27 protein-coding genes are annotated in these 23770 nt (G+C 39.4%); 8 read left to right on the plus strand and 19 right to left on the minus strand.

Going from position 1 to position 23770, the window contains the following annotated elements; all coding sequences use genetic code 11:
* Nucleotides 1–107: 107 nt before the first annotated feature.
* Nucleotides 108–1424 carry a D-arabinono-1,4-lactone oxidase gene (locus M3Z76_RS01870; RefSeq protein ID WP_293920428.1) on the minus strand — a complete coding sequence of 439 codons (1317 nt, stop codon included), beginning with the start codon at nt 1422–1424 and terminating at the stop codon, nt 108–110.
* The gene (locus tag M3Z76_RS01875) at nt 1412–2590 is read right to left on the minus strand and encodes an alanine racemase (RefSeq protein WP_293920430.1); all 1179 of its coding nucleotides are present in this window, start codon (nt 2588–2590) and stop codon (nt 1412–1414) included. Before M3Z76_RS01875 ends, M3Z76_RS01870 begins: the two co-directional genes overlap by 13 nt.
* A 378-nt stretch (nt 2591–2968) precedes the next feature.
* Here M3Z76_RS01875 and M3Z76_RS01880 point away from each other — a divergent pair, with 378 nt between their 5' ends.
* Nucleotides 2969–3511: a cysteine hydrolase family protein gene (locus M3Z76_RS01880; protein ID WP_293920431.1), complete on the plus strand. Its 543-nt coding sequence runs from the start codon at nt 2969–2971 to the stop codon at nt 3509–3511.
* An 85-nt stretch (nt 3512–3596) separates the two neighbouring features.
* Nucleotides 3597–3854, plus strand: a complete 258-nt coding sequence (locus tag M3Z76_RS01885) for a GlsB/YeaQ/YmgE family stress response membrane protein (RefSeq protein ID WP_293920432.1) — start codon at nt 3597–3599, stop codon at nt 3852–3854.
* 44 nt (nt 3855–3898) lie between these two features.
* Here the strand turns inward: M3Z76_RS01885 and M3Z76_RS01890 are convergent, their stop codons facing one another.
* Nucleotides 3899–4609, minus strand: coding sequence for a lytic transglycosylase domain-containing protein (locus M3Z76_RS01890; RefSeq protein ID WP_293920433.1), 711 nt, complete (start codon nt 4607–4609; stop codon nt 3899–3901).
* Nucleotides 4610–4773: 164 nt separating this feature from the next.
* On the opposite strand from M3Z76_RS01890, the gene mscL reads away from it, so the two are divergent.
* The 4 genes from mscL to M3Z76_RS01910 all read left to right on the plus strand — a co-directional run bounded on the left by mscL (nt 4774) and on the right by M3Z76_RS01910 (nt 8453).
* Complete coding sequence (gene mscL / locus M3Z76_RS01895) at nt 4774–5154, plus strand: large conductance mechanosensitive channel protein MscL (RefSeq protein WP_293920435.1); 381 nt, start codon at nt 4774–4776, stop codon at nt 5152–5154.
* 154 nt (nt 5155–5308) lie between these two features.
* Nucleotides 5309–6424 carry a methionine biosynthesis PLP-dependent protein gene (locus M3Z76_RS01900; protein WP_293920436.1) on the plus strand — a complete coding sequence of 372 codons (1116 nt, stop codon included), beginning with the start codon at nt 5309–5311 and terminating at the stop codon, nt 6422–6424.
* On the plus strand, nt 6424–7581 hold the full coding sequence (locus tag M3Z76_RS01905; RefSeq protein WP_293920437.1) for an aminotransferase class I/II-fold pyridoxal phosphate-dependent enzyme: 1158 nt from the start codon (nt 6424–6426) through the stop codon (nt 7579–7581). The genes M3Z76_RS01900 and M3Z76_RS01905 overlap by 1 nt, the downstream gene beginning before the upstream one ends.
* 62 nt (nt 7582–7643) lie before the next feature.
* Entirely contained in the window at nt 7644–8453 is an 810-nt protein-coding gene (locus tag M3Z76_RS01910; RefSeq protein ID WP_293920439.1) for a nuclease-related domain-containing protein, read from the plus strand.
* Between the two features lie 126 nt (nt 8454–8579).
* Here the strand turns inward: M3Z76_RS01910 and M3Z76_RS01915 are convergent, their stop codons facing one another.
* The 4 genes from M3Z76_RS01915 to M3Z76_RS01930 all read right to left on the minus strand — a co-directional run bounded on the left by M3Z76_RS01915 (nt 8580) and on the right by M3Z76_RS01930 (nt 9952).
* Nucleotides 8580–9188: an SCO family protein gene (locus M3Z76_RS01915; RefSeq protein WP_293920441.1), complete on the minus strand. Its 609-nt coding sequence runs from the start codon at nt 9186–9188 to the stop codon at nt 8580–8582.
* A 110-nt stretch (nt 9189–9298) separates the two neighbouring features.
* Nucleotides 9299–9427, minus strand: a complete 129-nt coding sequence (locus M3Z76_RS01920; protein ID WP_293920442.1) for a YvrJ family protein — start codon at nt 9425–9427, stop codon at nt 9299–9301.
* Nucleotides 9428–9494: 67 nt separating this feature from the next.
* On the minus strand, nt 9495–9713 hold the full coding sequence (locus M3Z76_RS01925) for a DUF2922 domain-containing protein (RefSeq protein ID WP_293920443.1): 219 nt from the start codon (nt 9711–9713) through the stop codon (nt 9495–9497).
* Nucleotides 9714–9733: 20 nt separating this feature from the next.
* On the minus strand, nt 9734–9952 hold the full coding sequence (locus tag M3Z76_RS01930) for a DUF1659 domain-containing protein (protein WP_293920444.1): 219 nt from the start codon (nt 9950–9952) through the stop codon (nt 9734–9736).
* Nucleotides 9953–10083: 131 nt separating this feature from the next.
* On the opposite strand from M3Z76_RS01930, the gene M3Z76_RS01935 reads away from it, so the two are divergent.
* A complete protein-coding gene (locus M3Z76_RS01935) occupies nt 10084–10509 on the plus strand; it encodes a DUF2621 domain-containing protein (protein ID WP_293920445.1) in 426 nt (141 codons plus the stop codon).
* A gap of 40 nt (nt 10510–10549) precedes the next feature.
* Here M3Z76_RS01935 and M3Z76_RS01940 read toward each other — a convergent pair whose 3' ends face one another.
* The 9 genes from M3Z76_RS01940 to M3Z76_RS01980 form a co-directional block, all read right to left on the minus strand.
* Nucleotides 10550–11032: a CcdC family protein gene (locus M3Z76_RS01940; RefSeq protein WP_293920447.1), complete on the minus strand. Its 483-nt coding sequence runs from the start codon at nt 11030–11032 to the stop codon at nt 10550–10552.
* Nucleotides 11033–11055: 23 nt separating this feature from the next.
* Nucleotides 11056–11415, minus strand: coding sequence for a response regulator (locus M3Z76_RS01945; RefSeq protein ID WP_293920450.1), 360 nt, complete (start codon nt 11413–11415; stop codon nt 11056–11058).
* 18 nt (nt 11416–11433) lie between these two features.
* Nucleotides 11434–12144: a cytochrome c biogenesis CcdA family protein gene (locus tag M3Z76_RS01950; protein WP_293920453.1), complete on the minus strand. Its 711-nt coding sequence runs from the start codon at nt 12142–12144 to the stop codon at nt 11434–11436.
* Between the two features lie 112 nt (nt 12145–12256).
* Nucleotides 12257–13162, minus strand: coding sequence for an EamA family transporter RarD (gene rarD / locus M3Z76_RS01955; protein WP_293920454.1), 906 nt, complete (start codon nt 13160–13162; stop codon nt 12257–12259).
* Nucleotides 13163–13195: 33 nt separating this feature from the next.
* Nucleotides 13196–13759, minus strand: coding sequence for a GNAT family N-acetyltransferase (locus tag M3Z76_RS01960; protein ID WP_293920456.1), 564 nt, complete (start codon nt 13757–13759; stop codon nt 13196–13198).
* A gap of 168 nt (nt 13760–13927) precedes the next feature.
* Nucleotides 13928–15700 (minus strand): ABC transporter ATP-binding protein, encoded by a 1773-nt coding sequence (locus M3Z76_RS01965; protein ID WP_293920457.1) that lies wholly within the window; start codon nt 15698–15700, stop codon nt 13928–13930.
* Between the two features lies 1 nt (nt 15701).
* A complete protein-coding gene (locus tag M3Z76_RS01970; protein WP_293920777.1) occupies nt 15702–17453 on the minus strand; it encodes an ABC transporter ATP-binding protein in 1752 nt (583 codons plus the stop codon).
* A gap of 284 nt (nt 17454–17737) precedes the next feature.
* On the minus strand, nt 17738–18970 hold the full coding sequence (locus M3Z76_RS01975; protein WP_293920458.1) for an ABC transporter permease: 1233 nt from the start codon (nt 18968–18970) through the stop codon (nt 17738–17740).
* Nucleotides 18963–19859 carry an ABC transporter ATP-binding protein gene (locus M3Z76_RS01980; protein ID WP_293920459.1) on the minus strand — a complete coding sequence of 299 codons (897 nt, stop codon included), beginning with the start codon at nt 19857–19859 and terminating at the stop codon, nt 18963–18965. The genes M3Z76_RS01975 and M3Z76_RS01980 overlap by 8 nt, the downstream gene beginning before the upstream one ends.
* 535 nt (nt 19860–20394) lie before the next feature.
* Between M3Z76_RS01980 and M3Z76_RS01985 the strand changes: the two genes are divergently transcribed.
* A complete protein-coding gene (locus M3Z76_RS01985) occupies nt 20395–21246 on the plus strand; it encodes a helix-turn-helix domain-containing protein (RefSeq protein WP_293920460.1) in 852 nt (283 codons plus the stop codon).
* A 63-nt stretch (nt 21247–21309) separates the two neighbouring features.
* On the opposite strand, the gene M3Z76_RS01990 is transcribed toward M3Z76_RS01985, so the two are convergent.
* From M3Z76_RS01990 to M3Z76_RS02000, 3 genes are all read right to left on the minus strand, one after another.
* On the minus strand, nt 21310–21819 hold the full coding sequence (locus M3Z76_RS01990) for an N-acetylmuramoyl-L-alanine amidase (RefSeq protein WP_293920462.1): 510 nt from the start codon (nt 21817–21819) through the stop codon (nt 21310–21312).
* Between the two features lie 86 nt (nt 21820–21905).
* Entirely contained in the window at nt 21906–22499 is a 594-nt protein-coding gene (gene pcp / locus M3Z76_RS01995; protein ID WP_293920465.1) for a pyroglutamyl-peptidase I, read from the minus strand.
* A 2-nt stretch (nt 22500–22501) separates the two neighbouring features.
* On the minus strand, nt 22502–23770 hold the full coding sequence (locus M3Z76_RS02000; protein ID WP_293920468.1) for an SMI1/KNR4 family protein: 1269 nt from the start codon (nt 23768–23770) through the stop codon (nt 22502–22504).

Here is a 23770-nt window from a genome sequence, read left to right on the forward strand (position 1 = left end):
CAATGCGATTTATTGTATTTAAATAATTTTTTCGAAATTATGACAAAATAGAGACAATTGTATTTCCACAAAGCTTCTCAAACAATTTCTATATTAAAATATGCTTTTTATTGAAAAATACGACGAAAATAAGATGTGACAAATAGATTGTTTGGATCGTGTTCCTCTCGGATTGCTGCAAATTGATCAAATTTCGGATAGTATTGACGGATGTTGTCCGCATGATAATCGTTGACTTTGCCCCAATGCGGTCGCCCATTATATTTTTTCATCAATGTACGCACCCATTCAAAATACGGTGTTTCGTTCATGCCTTTATACATATGGAAGGCTAAAAAGGCACTCTCCTCACCTTGCGTTGGGCTAAGCATTCCCTCTTCGCCTTTTGTCGTACGGCATTCAATTGGGAAATGCACATCAAATAGCCCTTGCTTTAACACTGCATGTATTTCCTCCATGCATGCCTCAAATTGCTGCAATGGGATTGCATATTCCGTTTCAACAAATTTTACACTGCGTGGTGATGGAAACATGCGATAGCTTAAATCTGTACGCTGTCCTTCTGAGACAAGCTTTGCACTTAGCTTGCTAACAGATGCACTTGCCTTTGGCTGCCATTTACAAAGCTCCGAAATAACGTAAAATAAGCCGTTTTCAACAAGCTGCAAATTCGCCTCATTTAAGCGCCGCTCCCATTTATTTTGTTCCACAGGCGCAACAGCATCCATTTTTTTCACTTGAATCAAATCACTTCCCGGAAAATAAAACCACTCCACGTGCCGATGTGCGTGGATTGTTTGTTGAAAGCTTTGTAAGGCATCCATTAAATTTACTTTTTCCGATATGTAATGCAGGCTATAGAGCGGCATTACCTTAATTGTGACAGTGACTAAAATACCGAGTAAGCCAACCGATACATGCAGCGCTTCAGACAAAGTATCTGCGCCTTTTTCATGTTCAATATATTCCCCTAAACCATTTATAAAGCCCCATTTTGTCACCATGGATGAAAAGGAGCCAAGCGTCACACCTGTGCCATGCGTGCCTGTCGCAATAACTCCAGCTAATGTTTGTGCTTGAATATCGCCCATATTAATTAATGCTAAATTATGTGCTGCTAATAACGGGCCAATTTCATGCAAGTAAGTCCCCGCATAAAATGTTGCAGTTAAATTTTTTTGGTCAACTGCCAGTAAGCCTCGTAAATGATGCAATGTTAAGGCTGTCTCCTCAGGCATTGCCACAGGGCTAAAGGAGTGCGCCGCTCCCGTTACACGCAATGTTTGATTTTTTTTCATATTTAGAATTACTTGCTGAATTTCCTCGATGGATGTTGGTGCATAATAAGTTGATGGATAGGAAGTAATTTGTTGCGACCAATTCGTCCATTTTTCTCCTTGCTGCCAATTGTTTATAGAAAACATTGTTGCTCACCTCGATATGTTAATATAGGGCCTTCATATGTGTCGCCACGTGTAGTATGCAGAACAGAGAATCGCTCACATAACTCACCAGCCTTTGCATGGCGCAAATAAACTGTGTCTCCAATTTTTAACGAACCAGTTGGATCGATAAAAGGCGTTTGTACTTCACCTGCCCCTTCTAATGGGAGCAATTGATACTGTACATTTAAAAATACAGGTGCACGATCTTCCCCAATGGCACCTGATGCAATATAGCCACCACCTTGACAAACGAATGTATGGTCGTCAAATTGACGCGTGACACGTAGCGCAAAACCAACTGCTGGCTGCAATTGTAAGCTATCATAATGATCGAAAAGCGCAGAGGCAAAAAAGGCAGAGCCTATTGTCACCTCCGTAATTTCCTTCTGGGCACATGTATATGCAATGCTTCCTGAGCCCCCGCCATTAACAAAAGCAAGCGGTGCTACTGATTTCACATGCGCTACTGCTAGCCGGCGAAAGGACGTTATTTTATTAACCGATTGCTTTTTCAAGCGACGAATAAACATCCCTTTTGTGCGTACCTTTGCAGAAGTTGCATGCGTTAAATCAGGAACGCCCGCTAATTGTGCCTCATAGCCCATCACCGCATGGATGCGAACGTTCGGCAATTGAGCAATGGCGTCCGTTAAGTTTTTTAATTTTTGTAGCGTATCAAGCGGCGAACGCTTTGAACCGAAATAAATCCATTTATAATCTGTTGACACATTGATATCAATGCAAATATTGGCGGTCGTTTGCAAGGCTGCCGCATAGCTTTGTAATAGCTGTGCTTGCTCAATGGCATCGACCATAAATGTAATATCTTTACCTTCCTTATTATAAGTGAGCAGTTTTTTAATTGAATTTTCTTCAACTGTTGGATAGCCGAGCAAAATGTTGTCTAAACCTTGCTCGATTAAATATACGCTTTCCGCAGCAGTAAATGTCATAAAACCAGCACAATGGTGCAACTTTTCTTGCACGTATTTTAATACACCTACAGAACGAATTGACTTTGTTGCAATTCTAACAGGCTTTGTTGCAAGACGATTAACAAAATCGATATTTTGATCAAGCGCATCAAAGTCTAGCCAAGCAAATGGGCGCTCCATGTGCTGAAAAGCCTTTTCAAATTTCTCCATTAAATTCAGCCCCCTTCTCCACTTACATTCTATTTTAATGGAGAAAATTCCTACTAAATAAAAAAGATGATGAAAAGCTACAATAATTATCGCTTTTCATCAACCTTTTTATCATCTGAAGAATACAAAATCAGCCGCTACATTTAACAGTATTACTGTATGAACGAATGCAAATAATAATCCTTGACGATCTAATTTTTTCATTAATTTTACATCCATTTTCATCACTCCGTTACTTTTCTTTTATTATACATCAAACATATTAAGTTAGCAAAATATTTAGAATAATCTAAATACAATTATCTCCTGTTATAAAATTTACATCTGTCATGACAGATGGCATAATAATAGAAAAGTATTTTGGGGAGGCTATTCAAATTGACAAAAGCATTGCTAGTAATTGATTATACGTACGATTTTGTTGCCGCTGATGGCAAGCTTACATGTGGTGAGCCAGGGCAACAAATTGAAGGAAAAATCGTTGAACTTATCGAGCTTTTTTTAACAAATGGGGATGTCGTTATTTTTGCAAATGATATTCATTATGAGGGCGATACATTCCATCCTGAAACGAAGCTATTTCCCCCACATAATATTGCGGGAACCGTGGGACGTGAGCTTTACGGTGAAGTGAAAGCCATCTATGAAGCAAATCAAGAAAAATGCATTTCATTTGATAAAACGCGTTATAGTGCCTTTGCAGGAACAAATTTAGCAATTTTACTGCGCGAGCGCAACATCCAAGAAGTTCATTTAACTGGGGTTTGCACAGATATTTGTGTGCTGCACACAGCAGTTGATGCATACAATCTTGGCTTTGACATTGTTGTCCATCAAGAGGCGGTCGCTAGCTTCAATCCAGACGGGCATGTATGGGCATTACAGCATTTCAAAAATTCGCTTGGCGCAAAACTTTTATAAATTAAATGTTTAAATCCTGTGGAATTTGGTTATAACTAAGTAGGCGCTATTATAACTTTAATGATCACAAAGGAGATGAACATCTATGATTAGCTTTATTTGGTTTCTGATTATTGGCGGTCTGTTAGGATGGCTCGCAGGGGTTATTTTAGGAAAAGACGTCCCTGGAGGCGTGATTGGTAATATTATTGCAGGTATTATTGGTTCTTGGATTGGCAGTATGGTTCTCGGTAATTGGGGTTGGAAAGTTTCTGACTTCTATGTTTTCCCAGCGCTCATCGGGGCCATTATTTTAATATTTATTGTAAGCTTTATCATGAAATCTATGCGTAAAGCAACATAAATAAAAGTCGCTGTTCGAAAAGATATTATCTTTTCGGACAGCTTTTACTTTTTAGCATTTGCCTCCTGTAGTGCAACTCGCTCTAGCTCCTCGCTATGCTCGCGGTATTGCTTATAATAAAATAAAATATCCTCTACGTATTGTGCACTATGATTATATTGGTAAATCGCTTTTTTTAATTCCCCTTTTGCCACGCCCGCCCTTGCTAAAAAGTTTGCAGCGGAGTAAATCGCATCCTCGATGTCATATGGATCTGCAATGCCATCATTATTGGCATCAACACCGTAGCCACCATATTTTTTAATCATTTTCGGATTCATTTTCTCTTCTTTTGTTATTTCTCCTTGTCCTAAGCCTGTACAAGTTGGGTGCTTCCAGCCGACAAAGGTACAAGGCATAAATTGCATATGTCCTTCTGCACCGACTGGAGATACAAGTGTTGACATCGTTGAAAAACGTGTTTCTACGCGATGATGTGCAGCAAGCAATGTCCAAGGAACACCATATTTTTCCTCAGCAGCTAAGTAGATTGGAATATACTCCATAGGAATATCTAAGTCGAAATTTGGTGGTACTTGAGATGCTTCCTCTTCTTCAACCGTTGCTTGAAAAGTTGGGATTAGCTGCAGCTCTTTCCATGCTAAATAGACAAAAAAATAAACTGTTATCGCAACAGGTACTAACAGCACAATAATCCATATTTGAATTTTTTGAGAAAGAAGTGGATCTTTCTTGCCCTTGTTCTTTTTTGCCATATGCGCACCCCATTATTTCAATCGTTTAATTACCATATATTTATTATCGAAATAAAATAGATTTTGTTTAATCAATGATATTATCCTATTTCATTTATCACTTTTGTCCGCTACAATAAAAAAGTAGAGCACAAACTTATATATTTTAAAAGGAGCATTATATTATGTGGAAAGACTTTAAAGAATTCGCGATGCGCGGCAATGTGATTGATTTAGCAGTTGCTGTAGTTATCGGTGCAGCATTTGGGAAAATCGTTTCATCATTAGTTGATGATATTATTATGCCATTAATCGGTATATTAACAGGCGGTATTGACCTTTCAAAAAGCTTTGCATTCGGTATTGGTGATGCACAAATAAAAATTGGTGCGTTTTTACAATCAATTATCGATTTCACATTAATTGCCTTTGCTATTTTCATGGCAATTCGTATCATGAATAAGCTAAGCAAGAAAAAAGAAGAGGCTATTGAGGAAAAAGCACCAGAAGTGGATTCAAAGGAAGAACTTTTAAAAGAAATTCGCGATTTATTAAAAGAGAAATAAGGATAGACAGAAATGACGAAAACAGCTTTGTTTTCGTTTTTTTGTTGCTTAATTCAGAGAAAAGCTATTGATACGATAGAATATAAATGATAAATTTGTTTAATAGTCAAAACATTCTTGTTTTGCGAAATATAATGATAGAAAGAGTGAGTTTATGACAAAGCAGCGTATTGAAACAACGTTAGTACAATTAGGAAATCATAGCGATCCAAAAACAGGGGCTGTCAACCCACCTGTTCATTTTTCTACTGCCTATAAACATGATGGCATCGGTAAATCAACAGGCTACGATTATACACGTACTAAAAACCCAACCCGCACGATTTTAGAAGAAGGTATCGCAAAGCTTGAAGGTGGCGATGCAGGCTTTGCTTGTAGCTCAGGTATGGCAGCGATTCAGCTCGTATTATCATTATTTAAGCCAAATGATGAACTCATTTTACCAGAAGATTTATACGGTGGCACATACCGCCTATTAAAAACGTATTCAGATAATTATAATATTAAACCGGTCTATTCAACATTTACATCTGTTGAGGAAGTCAAAGCATTAATCACTGACAACACTCGTGCATTATTTATTGAAACACCAACAAATCCATTAATGCAGGAAATTGATTTAGTGGCATACGCAGCCGTTGCAAAGGAGCATAGCTTACTATTAATCGTAGACAATACATTCTACACACCTTATTTCCAACGTCCAATTGAGCTTGGCGCAGATATTGTCCTTCATAGTGCGACAAAATATATCGGTGGACATAATGACGTATTAGCTGGGCTTGTTGTTGCAAAAGGACAGGAGCTATGCGAACGCTTAGGCTTTATCCATAATGGTGTCGGTATGACATTAGGACCGCTTGATGCATGGCTATTAATTCGTGGTTTAAAAACATTGCATTTACGCTTAAAGCAGCACGATGCCAATGCAAAGCAAGTTGCAGCATATTTAGAGCAGGAGCCTCTTGTAACCGATGTATTATATACAGGAAAAGGCGGCATGCTGTCATTCCGTGTCAAGGATGAAGCAATGGTTGACCCATTCCTACAAAATATTAAGCTCATTACATTTGCGGAAAGCCTTGGTGGTGTAGAGAGCTTTATCACCTACCCTGCAACGCAAACACATGCGGATATTCCATATGAAGAGCGCGTAGCACGCGGTGTTTGTAATCGATTGCTCCGCTTCTCTGTTGGTGTAGAGGAAGCCGAAGATTTAATCGAGGATTTACAACAAGTATTTGACTTGCTGCGAAAGGAAGGGTTTTAATGACAAACCTTGAAACAGCGCTTATCCATGGCGCAATTCGTGAAGGCTATGCGGATAAAAAAGGTGCAGTCAATGTGCCGATGTATTTATCCTCTACCTTCCATCAAGAATCGATTGATGAATTTGGCGAATTCGATTATGCACGTTCAGGCAACCCAACACGTAATGCGTTAGAGCGTGCGATTGCTGAGCTTGAGGGTGGTGACCGTGGATTTGCCTTCGCAACAGGGATGGCAGCTGTCACTGCTTGTTTAATGCTATTGTCAAAAGGCGACCATATCGTTATTACAGAGGATGTGTATGGTGGCACATATCGCTTTGTCACAAAGGTGCTACCACGCTTTGGCATTACGCATACATTCGTTGATTTTTCCAATTTAGAAGCGGTACGTGCGGCGGTTAAACCTGAAACGAAGCTACTCTATATCGAAACGCCCTCTAACCCAACGCTCGGTATTACAGATATTCGTGCAGTTGCAGCTATCGCAAAGGAACATGGTGCATTATCATTTTTAGATAATACGTTTATGACACCGTTGCACCAACGTCCATTAGAATTAGGTGTGGATATCGTCATCCATAGTGCGACGAAGTTTTTATCGGGACATTCTGATATTGTCGCAGGCCTTGCAGTAACAAAAACGCCTGAATTAAGCGACCAGCTATACTTTATCCAAAACTCGTTCGGCTCTGTACTGGGCGTGCAAGATAGCTATACATTAATTCAAAATATGAAAACGACAGCGGTGCGCTTTAATGAATCAAGTCGTGTCGCTATGAAAATTGCACAATATTTACAAGCACACCCACTTGTTGAAAAAGTGTACTATCCAGGGTTAGAAACGCATCCAGGCTACGCTATTCATGCGGCACAAAGCACATCTGCTGGTGCAGTGTTATCGTTCACATTGCCTAACTACGAAGTAGCAAAAAAATTCGCTAGTGCGATGCAAATTCCGGTCTTTGCAGTCAGCCTTGGTGGTGTGGAATCGATTTTATCGTACCCAGCAAAAATGAGCCATGCTGCTATGGAGCCTGAGGAACGCATTAAGCGCGGCATTACAGACGGACTATTCCGCTTCTCTGTTGGCTTAGAAAATGAAGACGATTTACTTGCAGATTTTGCACAGGCTTTAGAAAAAGCAGGACAAGAATAAGATGAAAAGGCATGCTTTTGCGGTATGCCTTTTTGTTATACTAGAAGTGGAGGTGATTTTATTTGAAGCTTCAACAGCTTGAAGCCATTATGAGAAGGCTGGATGAGCTGCATCCAGATTATTTGCATTTGAAGGAGCAGCTAGCCATGATGAATGCTGGCATTGCTGGTGAGAACGAGGTGCAATTCTATTTACGGGAGCTTGCTATGCCGCATCGGGTTATTCGCAATTTTTCCTTTCTGAATGCACAGCAACAACGCCATGAAATTGATTTTATTATCATTTTTCCATCGTTGATTGTATGCTTTGAAGTGAAAAATATGGCGGATACCTTGCAGTTTGATATGGAAACTTCACAATTGTTACGTATACGTGCCGGCGTGACAGAGCGCTTTCCAAACCCGATTGAGCAATTAAAGCGCCATTTGCGCGCGCTCTCCTTTTTATTCCCCACTACTCCTATTTGCGGTGCTGTTGTCATTGCGAATCGCCGGGCTATTATTACAAGCAAGCCTCACGATTTTCCTATTTTTCACGCAGATTATGTAACAAGCTTTATTGCGAAAAAATTAATGCAGTACCAAGAACCTGTAATGGATATCGAGGACATTTACAATAATCTGATGTCCCTACATTCCCCTAAAAAAGAGCAATATACTTTTACATTCATGCAATTAAAACGTGATATTTTTTGTGAAAGATGCACTTTACACATGGTAAATTCCTTTGTTTGCGCTGCCGTTTTCAAGATAAATACGCTTATTTTCAAGCATTGTATGATTTCCGTTTACTTGTTGACACGACCATTACCAGTCAGCAGTTCTCTTGGCTGTGCGATATTTCATCGAGATATGCAGCGAAACGGCTATTAAAGATTTTACCTATGCTGAAAAAGGGAGGACATTCTTATTATGAAATTCCTGAGCAGATTTTTACTATGAAACCCGACTAAAGTAGTTTCGCCCATTAAAAAACTATCGGGACGAATCCCGACAGTTTTATTTCGCTTGCTCTTCAATTAGTGTTTCTAAATCAATTGCAATTGTGTCATAAGAAACACCTTCTTCTGTTTCTGTGTAGCCTGAGTAGTTTTTCACGGCTGTTCCTGTTGCGTCTACTAAATAAAATGTATTCATATGTGTGATTTGGTCTTCTCCTTCAACTTTTTTAATGAATGTTTTAAAGGAATTTAAACCAAATTGTTCGATGAATTTTTGGTCGTAGCCTGTGACAAGCTGCCATTTTGATTCATCTGCTACACCATAGCGATCTAAATATGCCCCTAATACTTCAGGTGTATCATTTTCAGGGTCAACAGAAAAAGCGACGATATTATAATCTTCTACTCCCTGCTCAACTAAGCGATCTTGGATTTCAGCCATATTGTTTGTCATTGGTGAACAAATTGTTTTACAGTTTGTGAAAATAAACATTGCAAGCCATGGTTTGCCTTTTAAATCTGCTAAAGATAGTTCTTCACCATGCTGGTTTGTTGCTGTAAAATCATTTACTTCATAAGATATTGTCGGTTTAAATTTATAATTGCTACATGCTCCTAAAATCACCGTAAATAGCATTAGCAATATCAACAAATTTCTTTTTTTCATTCTATATCTCGCTCCACTCTGTTATCATTAAGTCCATCTTAACGAATTCGGAAAGCGAATACAATAGCTCTAGCTATGAAGACTTTCTGACGAATTTGTGAAGCCTTTTTTCACAAGTGTTTAATGGTTGTTAGCACCTCATGAATTGCATCGAGCTTGCTTTCAATGCGAGACAATAAATAAAATGAGACAAGGATTGGAAAGCCTATATCTTGAATCAAAGTTACCCATTGCTCCATTTGTAGTCCCCCCTCCTTGATAAAAAAATTACCCAGAAAGCATATGCTCACTGGGCAATTTGCCATATTACATAATGTTAAATTCTTTTACATTACGGCTAATGAGGCGTGCCGCTTTTTTTGCGACAATGCTTGCTTCATCGCGTTTAAAGACATTTTGTGTAACAATGGTCTCCATCACTGTTGCAACTTCAGCGTCTGTCAAATTTTCTCGCGGTTCCATAACAGATAAAGTCAATGATTTTTCATTCGCTAATTGAAAAATTAGCTGCAATGTGTTTGTCATCCACATCCTCCCCCTTTCGTTTATTGTTGAATGCGTTGCTTATCCAAGCGTGTAATCGCTGCTAAAGGATAAACAGTTAAACTTGCTAATGCTGATGCAACAGCTGCCAGTTGCGCTGGCGTAGCAGCTGCTTCAATATTGCGATATGAAGCAGCTTTATAAAGTTTTTTCCCTTCTGCGCTTCTACCAACTTCAAACTGGAGCGTCATTGTTGCTTGCTCAAATTCGTATGCTGCCATCTTCCTTCCCCCCTTTCACTTACTTATATAGTGCTGACAAAGAAGAAAAGGGACAGTGTGAAAACATTTCGAGTGCTAAATATATGAAAAGCTTTTATAATAGAAAAAGAGATTGTAAAGAGGTGAATGATTTGCTGAATAGCTGGTTTTTATTATTTATCGTTTTTTGGGTCGTTGTCATGATAAGCTTGCTTGCAATTGGCGGCTTTTTCATGTTCCGCAAATTTTTAAAGCGCATGCCTAAAAATGACGGTAAATCCGACTTAGATTGGCAAGAATATTATTTAGATAAAACAATTCATTTGTGGGGAGATGAGGCAAAGGCTTTATTGAACGAGCTAACATCCCCTGTTCCTGAGCTTTTCCGTCAAGTTGCAAAGGAAAAAATTGCTGGGAAAATTGGTGAGCTTGCTCTCAAGGAGCATGCCACAGCCATTGACCAAGACATCCTTATTCGTGGCTATATTATCGCTACCCCAAAACGTGATCATAAATTTTTGCGTAAAAAGCTAGATGAATTGAAAATTGATATCACACCTTATGAACACTTGTTTTAATACAGAAAAAGGCTATGGAGCGCATCTCCATAGCCTTTTCTTATACTGTCTTCTCCAATTTTTTAAACTGCCATAGCATTGCGATGCGCCACGGTACAAGCATGGCGAATGCTAAAATCCAGAACATGCCGCCTAATTCACCAATGTCTAAGCTGTTCGAAAAAATCAATTTTAAAACAATTCGAAATACAAGCAAACCAACTAAAATAAAGAAAAATGCCTTTGAACGTTTTAGAAAAATAGCGCCCTCTCGCACTTCAAATTTCGATGTGGCGATTAAGACAGTTGAAAAAATTAAACCGATAGCTGTTGCCTCTACAATTTGTAAGGGGGCAACACGAAATTCCTCAAAAATAAACATTAGTGCTCCTGTTGACATAGCAATCGGTGGAATAATGATTTTCCGTGCATTCACGGGTTTTTTTTGTGCACGCATACGGACAAACATGACAAATGTCCCCATAATAATTGCCATAACAGTTGAACCGATTAATAAATATTGAGAGGGGATAGTATTAAGCATTGTGTCCCTCCTGCTTTCTTCAATTAACTAAATAATGTATCCACAATTCGCTTTAATTCCTCTGGTTTAAAAGGCTTTACAATGAAATCCTTTACGCCATAGGTTAGCGCCTCTTTAATATGCCGCTGTTGTCCTAATGCGGTAATCATCACTATTTTTGCATTGGGAAACTCGCTCATAATGTGCTTTGACGCCTCTAAACCTGTCATCACAGGCATCGTTAAATCCATCGTTACGATATCTGGCTGCAATTCTCGAAAAAGTGCTACCGCCTTTTTGCCATTCGAAGCTTGGGCAACAACGGTAAAGCCCCACTCTTCAAACAATTTACTAATAAATGCACGCATAAACAAAGCGTCATCTACGACCATAACTGTTGGCATAGCACTCCTCCTCTCTACTTAAAATCCTGTGAATCCGCCAAATAGCCCTGAGAAGATACGAATAATGTAATCTAAACCATTAAAGAACAATAAAATTCCGACAACAATCATAATATAGCCGCCAACTTTGACGATTTTTTGGCTATTGCGGCGAATCCAAGTTAATCTTGTTACAAAGAATGATAACACAAAGAACGGGATTGCAAAACCAAAATAATAGGCGAGCATATACCACATGCTAGATCCAGGCTGTGTGCTAGCTAATGCGACAATCGCCGCTAAAATTGGCCCTGAGCATGGTGTCCACCCTGCTGCAAAGGCTAAACCGATAACAGCTGAACCAAAATAGCCGGATGGGCGATTTTTAAATTTAACTTTGTGATCTTTCATTAAAAAATCAATTTGTAGCCAGCCAACAATCAGCAAACCGAATAAGACAATTAAAATGGCTCCAATTTGACGTAATAAATCTCGATATTGATGGAAAAATTCCTCCACGAATGATATCCCGAAGCCAAGTACAATAAATATAATCGAGAAGCCGACTAAAAAGCTTAACGTATGTAAAATGGCTCTTCGTTGCATCATTCCTTTTTCTTTTGTCAATTCATCAAAGCTCATGCCCGTTATGTACGATAAAAATGCTGGATACAGCGGCAACGTACATGGCGAAATAAAGCTTAAAAAGCCTGCCCCAAAGGCTAACAATATATTTATATCTGTATTCATATTCCTTTTCGCTCCCTTACTGTCATACATTCATCCTATCAAATTGTACGGGAAAATGCGCTTGTTTCAACTGTGAAAGTTTTATGGCAAAAAGGTGAAATCATTTTTCATCTTATGCTAATTTCTGCTTCCTCACGAGCTGTTCGCGCAATGTTGAAATGGAGAAAATGGCAAGTGCCAACCAAATAATTGAAAATGCTAGTAGCTCTACTTTCGTAAACGGCTCTTTATATAAAATAACACCTATAATGAGCATCATTGTTGGTGCAATATATTGTAAAAAACCGATTAAATAAAGTGGAATGCGCTGCGCACCTTTTGCAAAACAAATTAACGGAATGGCTGTGGCAATCCCACTTGCCATTAATAACAAATTTGTCGACCAATTGACATGTAAAAAGGAAGCATTCCCTTGCTGGAATAAATAGGCATAAACAACAATCGCAATGGGCAATGTAAATAATGTTTCAATTGTTAATCCACGCAGTGCATCCAACACAATTCTTTTTTTCAGCACACCATAAATAGCAAAAGTCAAAGCTAAGCATAGGGCAATCCACGGTAAGCGTCCGTAATTGAGCGTCATGACCATTACTCCAATGAAAGCAATCACAACGGCAAATAGCTGTATACGAGACAATCTTTCCTTGAAAAAAAGCACCCCAAACAACACAGAAAATAGTGGATTAATATAATAGCCAAGGCTCGTTTCTAGCATTTGATTGCTATTCACTGCATAAATAAATATGTACCAATTGACTGCAATCATAAATGATGCTGCAATCAATGAAATGAATTGCTTCTTATGCTGCCATAAATAATGTAAATCTTGAAAAAGCGCTTTCCTCTGTCCGATAAATAAAATCGCCAACATAGTAAAAATAAATGACCACATCACACGTCCTACTAATACTTCCATGCTATTTACATGCTCTAGTAACTTCCAAAAAAGCGGTAAAACCCCCCACATCGCATACGATAAAAATGTATAAAGTATGCCTTTTCTCTCTTCGCTCATCTCAAGCATCTCCTCTTCCCTAACCTATACATATCATAGCATAAAGCGAGACGATAAATTGAAAAAATGCTGTGGCGACGACCAAAACTCATCTATTTTTGCGTGTAAAAATTCTATGTTTTTCATTGCCTTGTTATTGTAAAGTACCTCATCCATTTTATGTATTGTGTAGCCTTGTGCCAGCAACGGCTCTAGATTAGGCTGATAATCTTCTTCCTGTAAAATGTATACCCTTTGCAGCCAGCTTCCAACTTCACGCTGCGCCAATAACGATTCAATCATAGGATTCCATTCCTCATGATTGCCTACCCCTTCAAAGCAAGCCAACCCCACTTCTTTGGCTTCAGGGGCAATGACATCGTCAAGAAACGCATTGATCTCTTGATTAAATTGCTCATTATTCTCATCTCCAATAAAAATAAAACCATCATTATTGCCTAACCAAATAAGCCCTGTTGTTGGTGTACTCACATCATCGACAAAGACGCGCCCTGGATTAATGCCCGCAATAATGGCTTTTGCCTCTATTTGCCCTTGTTCATTTAAAATGCTGGCACATTTATGAAAATCACTTTGCTGTAATTCTGTAATCATCATTTTTCCCCTCTTGCCATCCCTATATTAAATAATATAACAAATAAAATCCATAAATGGTAAAACAGATTATGCTATTCGAGCGATTTTAGCTTCTATTTGATCACTTTTATCAGCTATTCGATCACTTCATAAAAAAACACCAAGGCAGCTACCTTGGTGTCCTCTCCTCTATAAACTCGCTATGCCATTTTGCAATAAATACATTTTGTAATACAAGCCTTGCTGTGCAAGGAGCTCTTGGTGTGTGCCACGCTCCTTGATTTCTCCTTGGTGTAGCACCAAAATTTGCTCAGCATCTTGAATCGTCGATAAACGGTGCGCAATGGCAATCGTTGTGCGACCTTTTCGCATCTTCTCTAAAGACTGCTGAATCGCCACTTCCGTTTCAGTATCGATTGCTGCCGTTGCCTCATCTAGCACTAAAACTTTTGGATTTGTCGCAATCGTTCGAGCGAAGGCTAAAAGCTGGCGTTGACCACTTGAAAACGTTGAGCCTCGCTCTGTCACCTTTTGCTTATATTTATCAGGTAGCGTATTGATAAAGCGATCTGCCTGTACAAATTCAGCAGCTTTTTCAACATCAATATCCGTTATTTCTTTATTATACAAGCGGATGTTGCTGTCGATTGTGCCGTAAAATAAAAATGGATCTTGCAGCACAAGCCCTAGCTTACGGCGAATTTCCTCTTGGCTGAATGCTTTAATGGACTCACCATCAATACAAATATCGCCTTGTTCAAATTCATAAAAGCGCATTAATAAATTAATAATCGAGCTTTTGCCGCTTCCTGTATGACCAACAAGTGCCACCGTTTCACCTGGATTGACCGTAAATGAAATATTTTTCAGCACATCCTTTTGCCCGTCATAGCTGAATGTTACATCTTTAAACTCAATGCGCCCATCGGTAATTTGCCCTGCCCTATTTTGCTGAACAGGCTCTAGCTCCTCTTCATCCAATAGCGCAAATACACGCGATGCCGCTACTAAAGCTTGCTGGAAAATCGCTAAACGCTCCATCACTTGATTAATTGGCTCAAAGAAGCGATTAATATATGTGATAAACGCGTAAACAACCCCAACCTCAACCGCTGTCGTTAACGATGTTTTACCGAAATACACTAGCAGCAATACAATTGCCGCAAAATACACTAAGTCAACTACAGGACGCAGCAATAAGCTATTTAGCTTTGTATTGTCCATCATCGCCTTAAAATGCTTGCCATTAATATCATCAAACTCATCATTAAAGCGCTTCTCTTGGCGGAATGCTTGCACAATGCTCATACCAGATAACGACTCTGATAGCTTTGCATTTAATTCACTTAGCTTTTCACGCATTTCCATATAGACAAGTGAGCTATATTTGCGATATAGATAAATGATGTAAATCACGATTGGCAGTAGCACAAGCGCAAACAATGCCAGCACAGGATTCAATAAAAACATTGCTACATAGACACCGATAATTAAAAATCCTGCCTGTACGAAGCTAATCAATACGCTGACGAACATATCTTTAATCGCTTCTGTATCATTCGTTGCACGCGATACAATGGAGCCAGCTGGAACGCGGTCAAAATAACGCATACCAAGCTGATGAATTTTCGAAAATACATCGATGCGAAGCTGCTGAATAATTTTCAGTGCTAACTCTTGAAACTTCAATAATTGTAAATAGCTAATAACAACATTTAAAATTTGAATCGTCGCATAGCTAATCGCTAAAACGAGAATTGGCTTTGTTTCAAAATCGCCGATTGCGACATGGTCATCTAAAAAGACTTTAATAATATACGGTCCGAGCACATCGCCAATGACTGTTAAAACAAGCAAAGCAAGTGCGATAACAACCGCCTTTTTATGCGGAATTAAATAGCGTAGCAAACGCTTCAAAATGGCTGCTTGCTCCTTGCGTGAAAAGGTTGTCTGCTTTTCCATACTAGATGCCCCCCTTTTCCACTTGCTGCTCTAGTTGCTGCAATTCATACATTTCGTAGTAACGTCCTCTTAATTCCATCAATTCCTCATGCGTGCCCTTCTCAACAACCGCCCCTTCATGCATAACGATAATGATATGTGCATGCTGAATCGCACTTAAGCGATGTGATGTAATAATCGTTGTCGCATTTTCACGTGAAGCTTTTAATGCCTGTAAAATCGCTTCCTCCGTTTTTGCATCGACCGCAGATAAGGAATCATCCAATATTAATAGCTCTGGCTCCATCATTAACGCACGCGCAATCGAAATACGCTGCTTTTGCCCTCCTGAGAGCGAGACACCACGCTCACCAACAATCGTTTCATAGCCTTCTGTAAAGCCTAAAATATCGTTATGAATGTATGCTAAGCTTGCCGCATGCTCCACCTGTTCCCTTGGTGCATCTGGATTTGTAAAAGCAATATTTTTATAAATCGTCGATGAGAACAGGAAATGATCCTGTGGTACATAGCCAATCGCCTCACGCAATGCAAGCATTGTATAATCATCAATGCGAATATCTCCATATTTGATATAGCCTTCATAGCCTTCAAATTCACGCAGCAATAGCTTTAAAATTGTCGTTTTGCCTGAACCCGTTTTCCCGACAATCCCAAGTGTTTGCCCTTGCTTTAAATCAAAGTGGACATTTGTTAAGGATGGTGTCGCATCATCTGGGAATGTAAACGAATCCACATGGAATGACAAATCCCCTTTTGGTCGCATATTGGAGGCTCCTGTTTTATCCATAATTTCAACAGGCTCATTCAATAGCTGCTCAATACGGTCATACGAAGCCGAACCGCGCTCCACGATGTTAAACAGCATACCAATTGCTAGCATCGGCCATACGAGCAAGCCTAAATACGTCGTAAATGCGATTAAATCACCAATCGTCATTGCACCCTCTGTAATAAACTTCGCACCGAATCCTAAGCTTAGGAAAAAGCTGACACCAATGACAAGGCTAATTGTCGGATCAAACAGCGAATCGATTTTCGCTACGCGCATATTTTTATCGACAACATCGTTCGATAACTGCGTAAAATCCTCGATATCATCCTGCTGCTGCCCGAATGTTTTAATGACCTTCATCCCTGAAATGCTTTCCTGCGTTTTATCATTCAAATCTGAAAATGCAGCCTGCGCATGACGGAATCGTTCATGTAGCAGCTTCCCATAATAGCTTGTTAAGAAAGCCATAATTGGCATTGGCACTAAGGCAATCAGCGTCAAGCGCCAATCAATCGTAATTGCCATCGCCAAAATGACAAATGTTCCTGTCGTAATGGAATCGAATAATGTTAAAACACCGCCGCCTGCTGTTTGCTGTACAGCAGAAATATCATTCGTCGCATGTGCCATCAAATCCCCAACACGACGTTGCTGATAAAAGGATGGCGACATTTTTGTAAAATGGCGAAACAGCTTCTCACGCAATGTTTTCGCCAAATAGTTCGATGACCCAAAAATCATCTGACGCCAGTAATAGCGGAGAATATACATCAAAATAGCGACGACAACAATAATGCCTACCCATTTTGTTAAAGTGCCTACTGTCAGCGTCCCTTCACCGATTTCATCAATGGTATAACCAATGACCTTCGGTGGCACAAGCTGCAAAATTGCAACAAGTGTTAACGTTAAAAGACCAATTACATACTCTCGCCTACGCTCTTTAAAAAACCAGCCGAGCTTTCGAAATACTTTCATCATTTCCCCACCTTTATATTTTGACTTGCCTATTTTAACAAATATTCGAATATTATTGAATAGTAATTCAATAATTTGTTTCGACTTTTGAAATATTTCAGTCAAAGGACGGAGATAAGACTTAGGAACAGGGAGATGCGAGCGAATTTCAATTTTCGATGAGCGAATTCGGGCTTTCGTTGAGCGAAAATCGTACTTTGATGAGCGAATTTTACTATTCTTTGAGCGAAAATAAAAAAACGCTTGAAATCTAGGATTTCCCCAGATTCCAAGCCTCCTCTATATTAAGTTGTCACCTTAAACACCGTTTTAATTTTTTGAATCAATCCGCCTGTTGAGTAAGTTAATACACTACGTTTATAGAAGGATATGCTCACTAAATAAAGCACGAATGTTGATGCAACTAAAATTGCTAAAGAAATTATTGGCTCAAGCACACCTAAATCTGTTGCACCAATGCGCATTGGCATCACCATTCCAGATGTGAACGGCACATACGATGCGATTGTCACAAGCAATGTATCAGGATTTCCTGTTGCTGTTACCATAATAAAGAATGCCACAATAACTAAAATCATTGCAGGCATCATCGCCTGTGAAGCTTCCTCTGGCTTTGATACGAGCGAGCCAAGTAGTGCTCCAATAATTAAAAACATGAAAATTGTCACGAGTAAAAATGCAGCGACATACAATAAATATTGACCGTGAAGCTCTGCTAACACTTCACTTACCATCGCCCATTTAGCACCGCCATCAGTTAGCTTTAACAGGACAAATGACGTACCAAACATCACAGCGAATTGCGTTACAGCAACTAAAAAGATGCTCATAACCTTCGCTTTAAAATGCGTTTCTGCTTTAACGCTTACTAGCAGCATTTCCAAAGCACGTGAGCCTTTTTCTGATGCAACATCAGAAGTGACAATGGATAAAAATGAAATAACGAATATATACACTAGGAAGCCAGCAATATAGGAAACAAGCATACCTGCTGATTTTTGTTCCTCTGACTTGCCATCTGTCGCCGCTTCATTTAATGTGTTCATTTCAATTTGCGGTGCAGCATTTAACAGCTGTGCAGACTGCTCAGGACTTAAATTTAATTGATCCATCGCATAAAATTGTCCAATTGTATTGGCAGTTGCTGATAATTGTTGCTGCATATTTAACGGCAACGGGTCAAGCGACACTAAATTAACTGCCAATGTTGTATCGGCTGCGGAAAAAATCAGCGCTGCCACGTACTCTTCTTTTTTCAAGGCCTCTTCTGCCTCTGTCGTGGAGGCTAGCTCTGTCCATACGATATCGCCATCCTCTAGCATAGCACTAACATCAAAGCTTGTTGTATTGACATAAATCATTTGATCAGGCTCACTAGAAAATAACGCTTCCTTTATGTCTGACCAGAAGAAAAATACGGAAATCCCTAAAATATACAAGACCGTCATAATAATAAACGATTTAGCCTTGACCTTTTGCTTATAATTTTCCTTCAATAAAATCATAAATTTAGACATGCGTGCCACCTACCTTGTCTTTGAAAATCTCGTCGAGTGACAAGTAATCTAAGCTAAATTTTTCAATATATGTACCGCTCGATACGACATCAAACACACCTTTCGCATATTGCTCATCCTCTAAAGTAAGCACATATTGCTCGCGCTCTTCCTTCACTGATTTCACACCATCAAGCTTGGCTAGCTTATCCGCAGACAGCTCTGTGCGAATCGTTAGCTTCGTTTTACCATACTGCTTTTTCAAATCTAAGAGCGAGCCTGAAAACAGTGAAACACCGCGCTTTAATAAGCAAAGATGGTCACATAGCTCCTCGACATTATCCATTTGATGACTTGAAAATAAAATCGTCATACCTTGCTCTTTTAATAATAAAATCGCATTTTTTAATAAATCCTTATTCACTGGATCTAGTCCACTAAATGGCTCATCTAAAATTAAAAACTTTGGCTTGTGAATAAAGCTAGCAATTAATTGTACCTTTTGCTGATTTCCCTTTGATAATGTTTCCGCCTTATCATTGCGCTTTTCCTCAAGCTCAAAGCGCTTAATCCAAAAATCAGCCTCTTTTTTAACAGCTGCTTTCGTCATGCCACGCAGCTGTCCAAAATAAATAAGCTGCTCCTCCACCTTCATTTGTGGGAAAATGCCGCGCTCCTCTGGCAAATAGCCAAGCAAGTCACGATTCACATTATTAATAGGCGTTCCTTCCCACGTAATCACGCCCTCTGTCGTCTCCTGCAAATCTAAAATCATGCGAAACGTTGTCGTTTTCCCTGCGCCATTTTGGCCAATTAATCCAAAAATCTCACCAGGTGAAATGGAAAAATTTAAGCTTTGAACGGCTGTAAAATCTTTATAACGCTTCGTTACATTTTGTAATACTAACAAATCCTCCAACTCCTCTCTTTAACCCCGATAATCAATATACGACTAGATTGTGAAAATGTTTCATCTTTTTTGAAAACTTTTCCCTTGCCACTGTCCTGTTGATATATAACTATCAGACAGCATTTCAGCATTATCAACAACCGTCTTTGGAAAGCCTTTCAATTTCAAAAGCTCTAACGCATTTTTTATATACGTATTGCCTTTATTTATAGCATAAGTGAAGCGATAAATTTCAAATTATTATTTGTGTCTAAATTCAATTCATGCCATGTGTAATCATCGACAATATGTGTTGTACGCTGCTTATTGCGCCAATAGCTGCTAATCAATGATAAATGCCTAGCTTTCTTTGATTCCCCTTTGTTTAGTGCAATGTAATAGAAGATTGACGATTATTGAAAGTAGTACAAAGGCGATGATGATAATTGCTATTTTGATGTTAAAAACCTCCTTCTCACTTGTACTTTTCCAGTATAATAGAATTCTATTATTATAGAACAAAATATACGAATCGGAATATTTGGAGGTGAAGACGATGGATTTTGGAGACACATTACAAAAAATACGGAAAAACCGGCAAATGACACAAAAGGAGCTTGCCTATGACATCGCTCAGCAAGGGACATACTCACGCATTGAACAAAGTAAGCTCGCCCTCAGTGCACAGCTTCTAGTCCAACTTACGACAAAATTAAATATGACGGTCAATGAATTTTTATATGTTCATACCAATTACACAATAAATGCGCGTGAAAAATTAATTCAGGATTTTGCCCAGATGGACTTGACGACCTCTGCTGAAATCAAGAAAAATTTAATTTCCGTACAGCAATATTTACAGCAGCATGACGATGAGGCTATTCAGCATATTGATTTGGCCTATCAAGCTCTGCTCATCTTAGTTGAACAGGACGATTTACTACAAGCGCGGCTTTTAGCAGAACAAATTTGGACAAAGATGCAAAAGCTTGACCATTGGTATCTCAATGATTTAGTTCTACTCAATGCAATTCTCTTTTTATTTCCGTTAGATTCTGCCATTGAAATTGTTAGCATCGCGACAAAACGCCTTGATTTGTACAAAGATTATGAGAAGGATATGACCTACTTATCTATTTATTTTCATCTCGATTTATGTATTTTATATGTAGAAAATAAAAAATATGCGACATGCCTCACATTGCTGGCACGTGTTTTCACGCAATTTAAACAAAAGCTCAGTTATCAAATGCTTAGCTATATTTATACTTACAAAGCGATTTGCCTGTTTCATTTAGGGCAACCGAATGAGGAAGTTATTCAGCAGCTAACAACCTTGCTCACATTGTATGAAGATGAGGACAATTTGACGGCACTGTTACATGAGATTTCCGTACAATGCTCATGAAAAAAAGTGTAAGGACCCCCTCCTTACACTTTCCACCGTGAATTCACCTGTCTTGTGGGCGAATTAGGACTTTAGCGCCCCCACAATTGCCTGACAAATTGCTTCAAAATGACGCTTGTAACAAGCAACATCTTCCTTTGAATTAACAAAGCATACTTCAATAAGTATGGCTTGTGGCAAGGCGTTTAAAAAGGCTAAATCGTTCCGCCGTTTAGCACCGCGGTTGCGTAAGCCGCTCGCCTTGCTAATGGCTGCGCTTACCTTGGAAGCAAGCTGCTGCATTTCTGCTCTCGCGTAAAGCACCTCTGTTCCTAGCCCGCCGGCTGTCGCTTTTGCGACCGCATTAAAATGGATGCTAACATGTAAGCCCTTGCCCTTTTGGTGTGCATGAATTAAATAGTTTAAATTTTGTCGCTGATTTTTGGACACATTATCGAAAATGACGCGCACTTCTACACCCGCTTGCTGCAATAAGCTTGCTACCCGCTTTACAACGCGCCTTGCCTCTGTTACTTCATCTATATAGCCTACTGCTCCTGTCCCAACATGCCAATGTCCTGCGCTGATATTCATTTGCATTCCCCCCCTTATTTGTTTATATAGGGAACGCTATATAAAAAGGGACATATAGAGCAAATTTCCCTACATGTCCCACTACTTTAAATTAATGTTTCAATACAAATTTCAATCGCTGCATTTAAGTCAGCCTGTGACCAGCTTGGTACTTTGCCTTCCTCAATGGCTAGCTGGTGTGATGCAGGAATATGGATAAAGCCTGCTGGAATAGCTCCTTTTGTTTCATATAGCAATGTATACATTAATAAATTACATACATATGTACCCGCTGTGTTGGAAATGGTAGCTGGGTAACCTGCATCCTTCAAGCGGTTGACCATCTCACGAATTGGCAATGTAGAAAAATAGCCATCTGCCCCGTCCTCAGCAATCACTTCATCTGTCGGTGTATGACCTGAATTATCCTTTGCTCCATCCATTACATTAATGGCGATACGCTCTGGAGTAATTTTACTGCGTCCACCTGCAAGTCCAAGCGCAATAACCGCATCTGGCTTTTCCTCTATTAAGAGCTGACGAATATGCTGCTGTGCAGCCCCAAATTCTACAGGTAACACCTTGCCAACAATTTGGTAATGACCGATTGCTTTGCCATCTAATGCTTTCACTACTTCCTCTGTCGGGTTTAATGTAAATTGTAAAAATGGCTCAAAGCCTGTCACTAATAATTTTTTCATTGCTAGTTCCCCCTCTGTTGTTTTAATAACCAATTATCCAAACCATTTAAAGCTTGACTAAATAGCTTTTTATTTTTTTGTAATACCTCATGCTTTTCCCAAAAAGCTAACAACGGACGCCATTTTTCTGTTTTCACAACAGATGTAGGAACAATTTCTCCTCGCATCATGCAATGAATCGCATGAATGGCTATCAGCCTTTCCACTTCACGTCCATTCAGCCATTCTAACAATCGCTCAGCACTTGGCTGTGATTGTGCTAACAGGATGTCCCAGCCATCGATTGGAAAAGCTACGGTATTTTGCATCCATTCAATGATAGATGGATGCTGAAAATGACGCAGCCTCTGCAAAGCGGTATAGCCATTTACTTTATCCTTTTCTATATCGTTAAGAATAAGTGATAGCCCTTCTTCGCTTGGCAAGCATTGTGCAGTCAAATAATCGCGCAGCCCACTTGCTATGTTGCTATCCTTTTGCCAAAGCGCTCTCACCCACTGCACAGCCTCGCTAGCACAAACATTGACTAATATATCACTCCATGCTTTTTGGTTGGTGGTTGATTGCTCTTGCTCGATATTTTGACGTAGCACCTGATAAATTTGCTCTTTGTCAAACTGTAAAAAGGCCTGCTGTACCTCTGTCTCTTTTATACCGTGCATAGAAGCATATAAAAGCAAGCTATGTAAGCTCAATTTAGCTTGCTGTAAATTAGAGATGCTATATTGCTCAAGCCAATCCAGCCATATTTGTGAGCTAGTTAGCTGGAGGTTTAATCCTGTCGTATCACAAAACTGACGATGCTGCCCACAATCTATGCCTATGCAGCCTAAAGTGGTTATCGCATCGACATAGCTTTGGAAATTAGTCGCAAGGTAATCGTATTGATCCTCCTCATGGCTCCAGCACCAAATCGTTGCATCTTCAAGCTTTATCAGAACTGCATCCCCATTACGCGCTGAATGAAATTGCAAATATAGCCGCTCGTCTGGTACATACAAATTTGCCAAGCTCCATCCAAAATCGCCTGAAGGGATATCTGTTAGCTCAGATGGAATAATTACTTCATCAGGTAACGTCCAATACACATCTACTTGCTGTGAGCACTTTTGCAATACTTGACGAAACTCAGATGGGATTTGTATGCCAAGCTGTGCCTCTACTTGCTGTAGCTCTTGCTCTGTTGCGACAGGCTGTATATCAATTGGCTGTACAAAGGCTCCCTGTCGCTTTAAATTTTTGGCTAATTGCTGCCAGCGCTCTATCCACAT

Source organism: Metasolibacillus sp., from assembly GCF_025291715.1.
Lineage (GTDB): Bacteria > Bacillota > Bacilli > Bacillales_A > Planococcaceae > Metasolibacillus > Metasolibacillus louembei.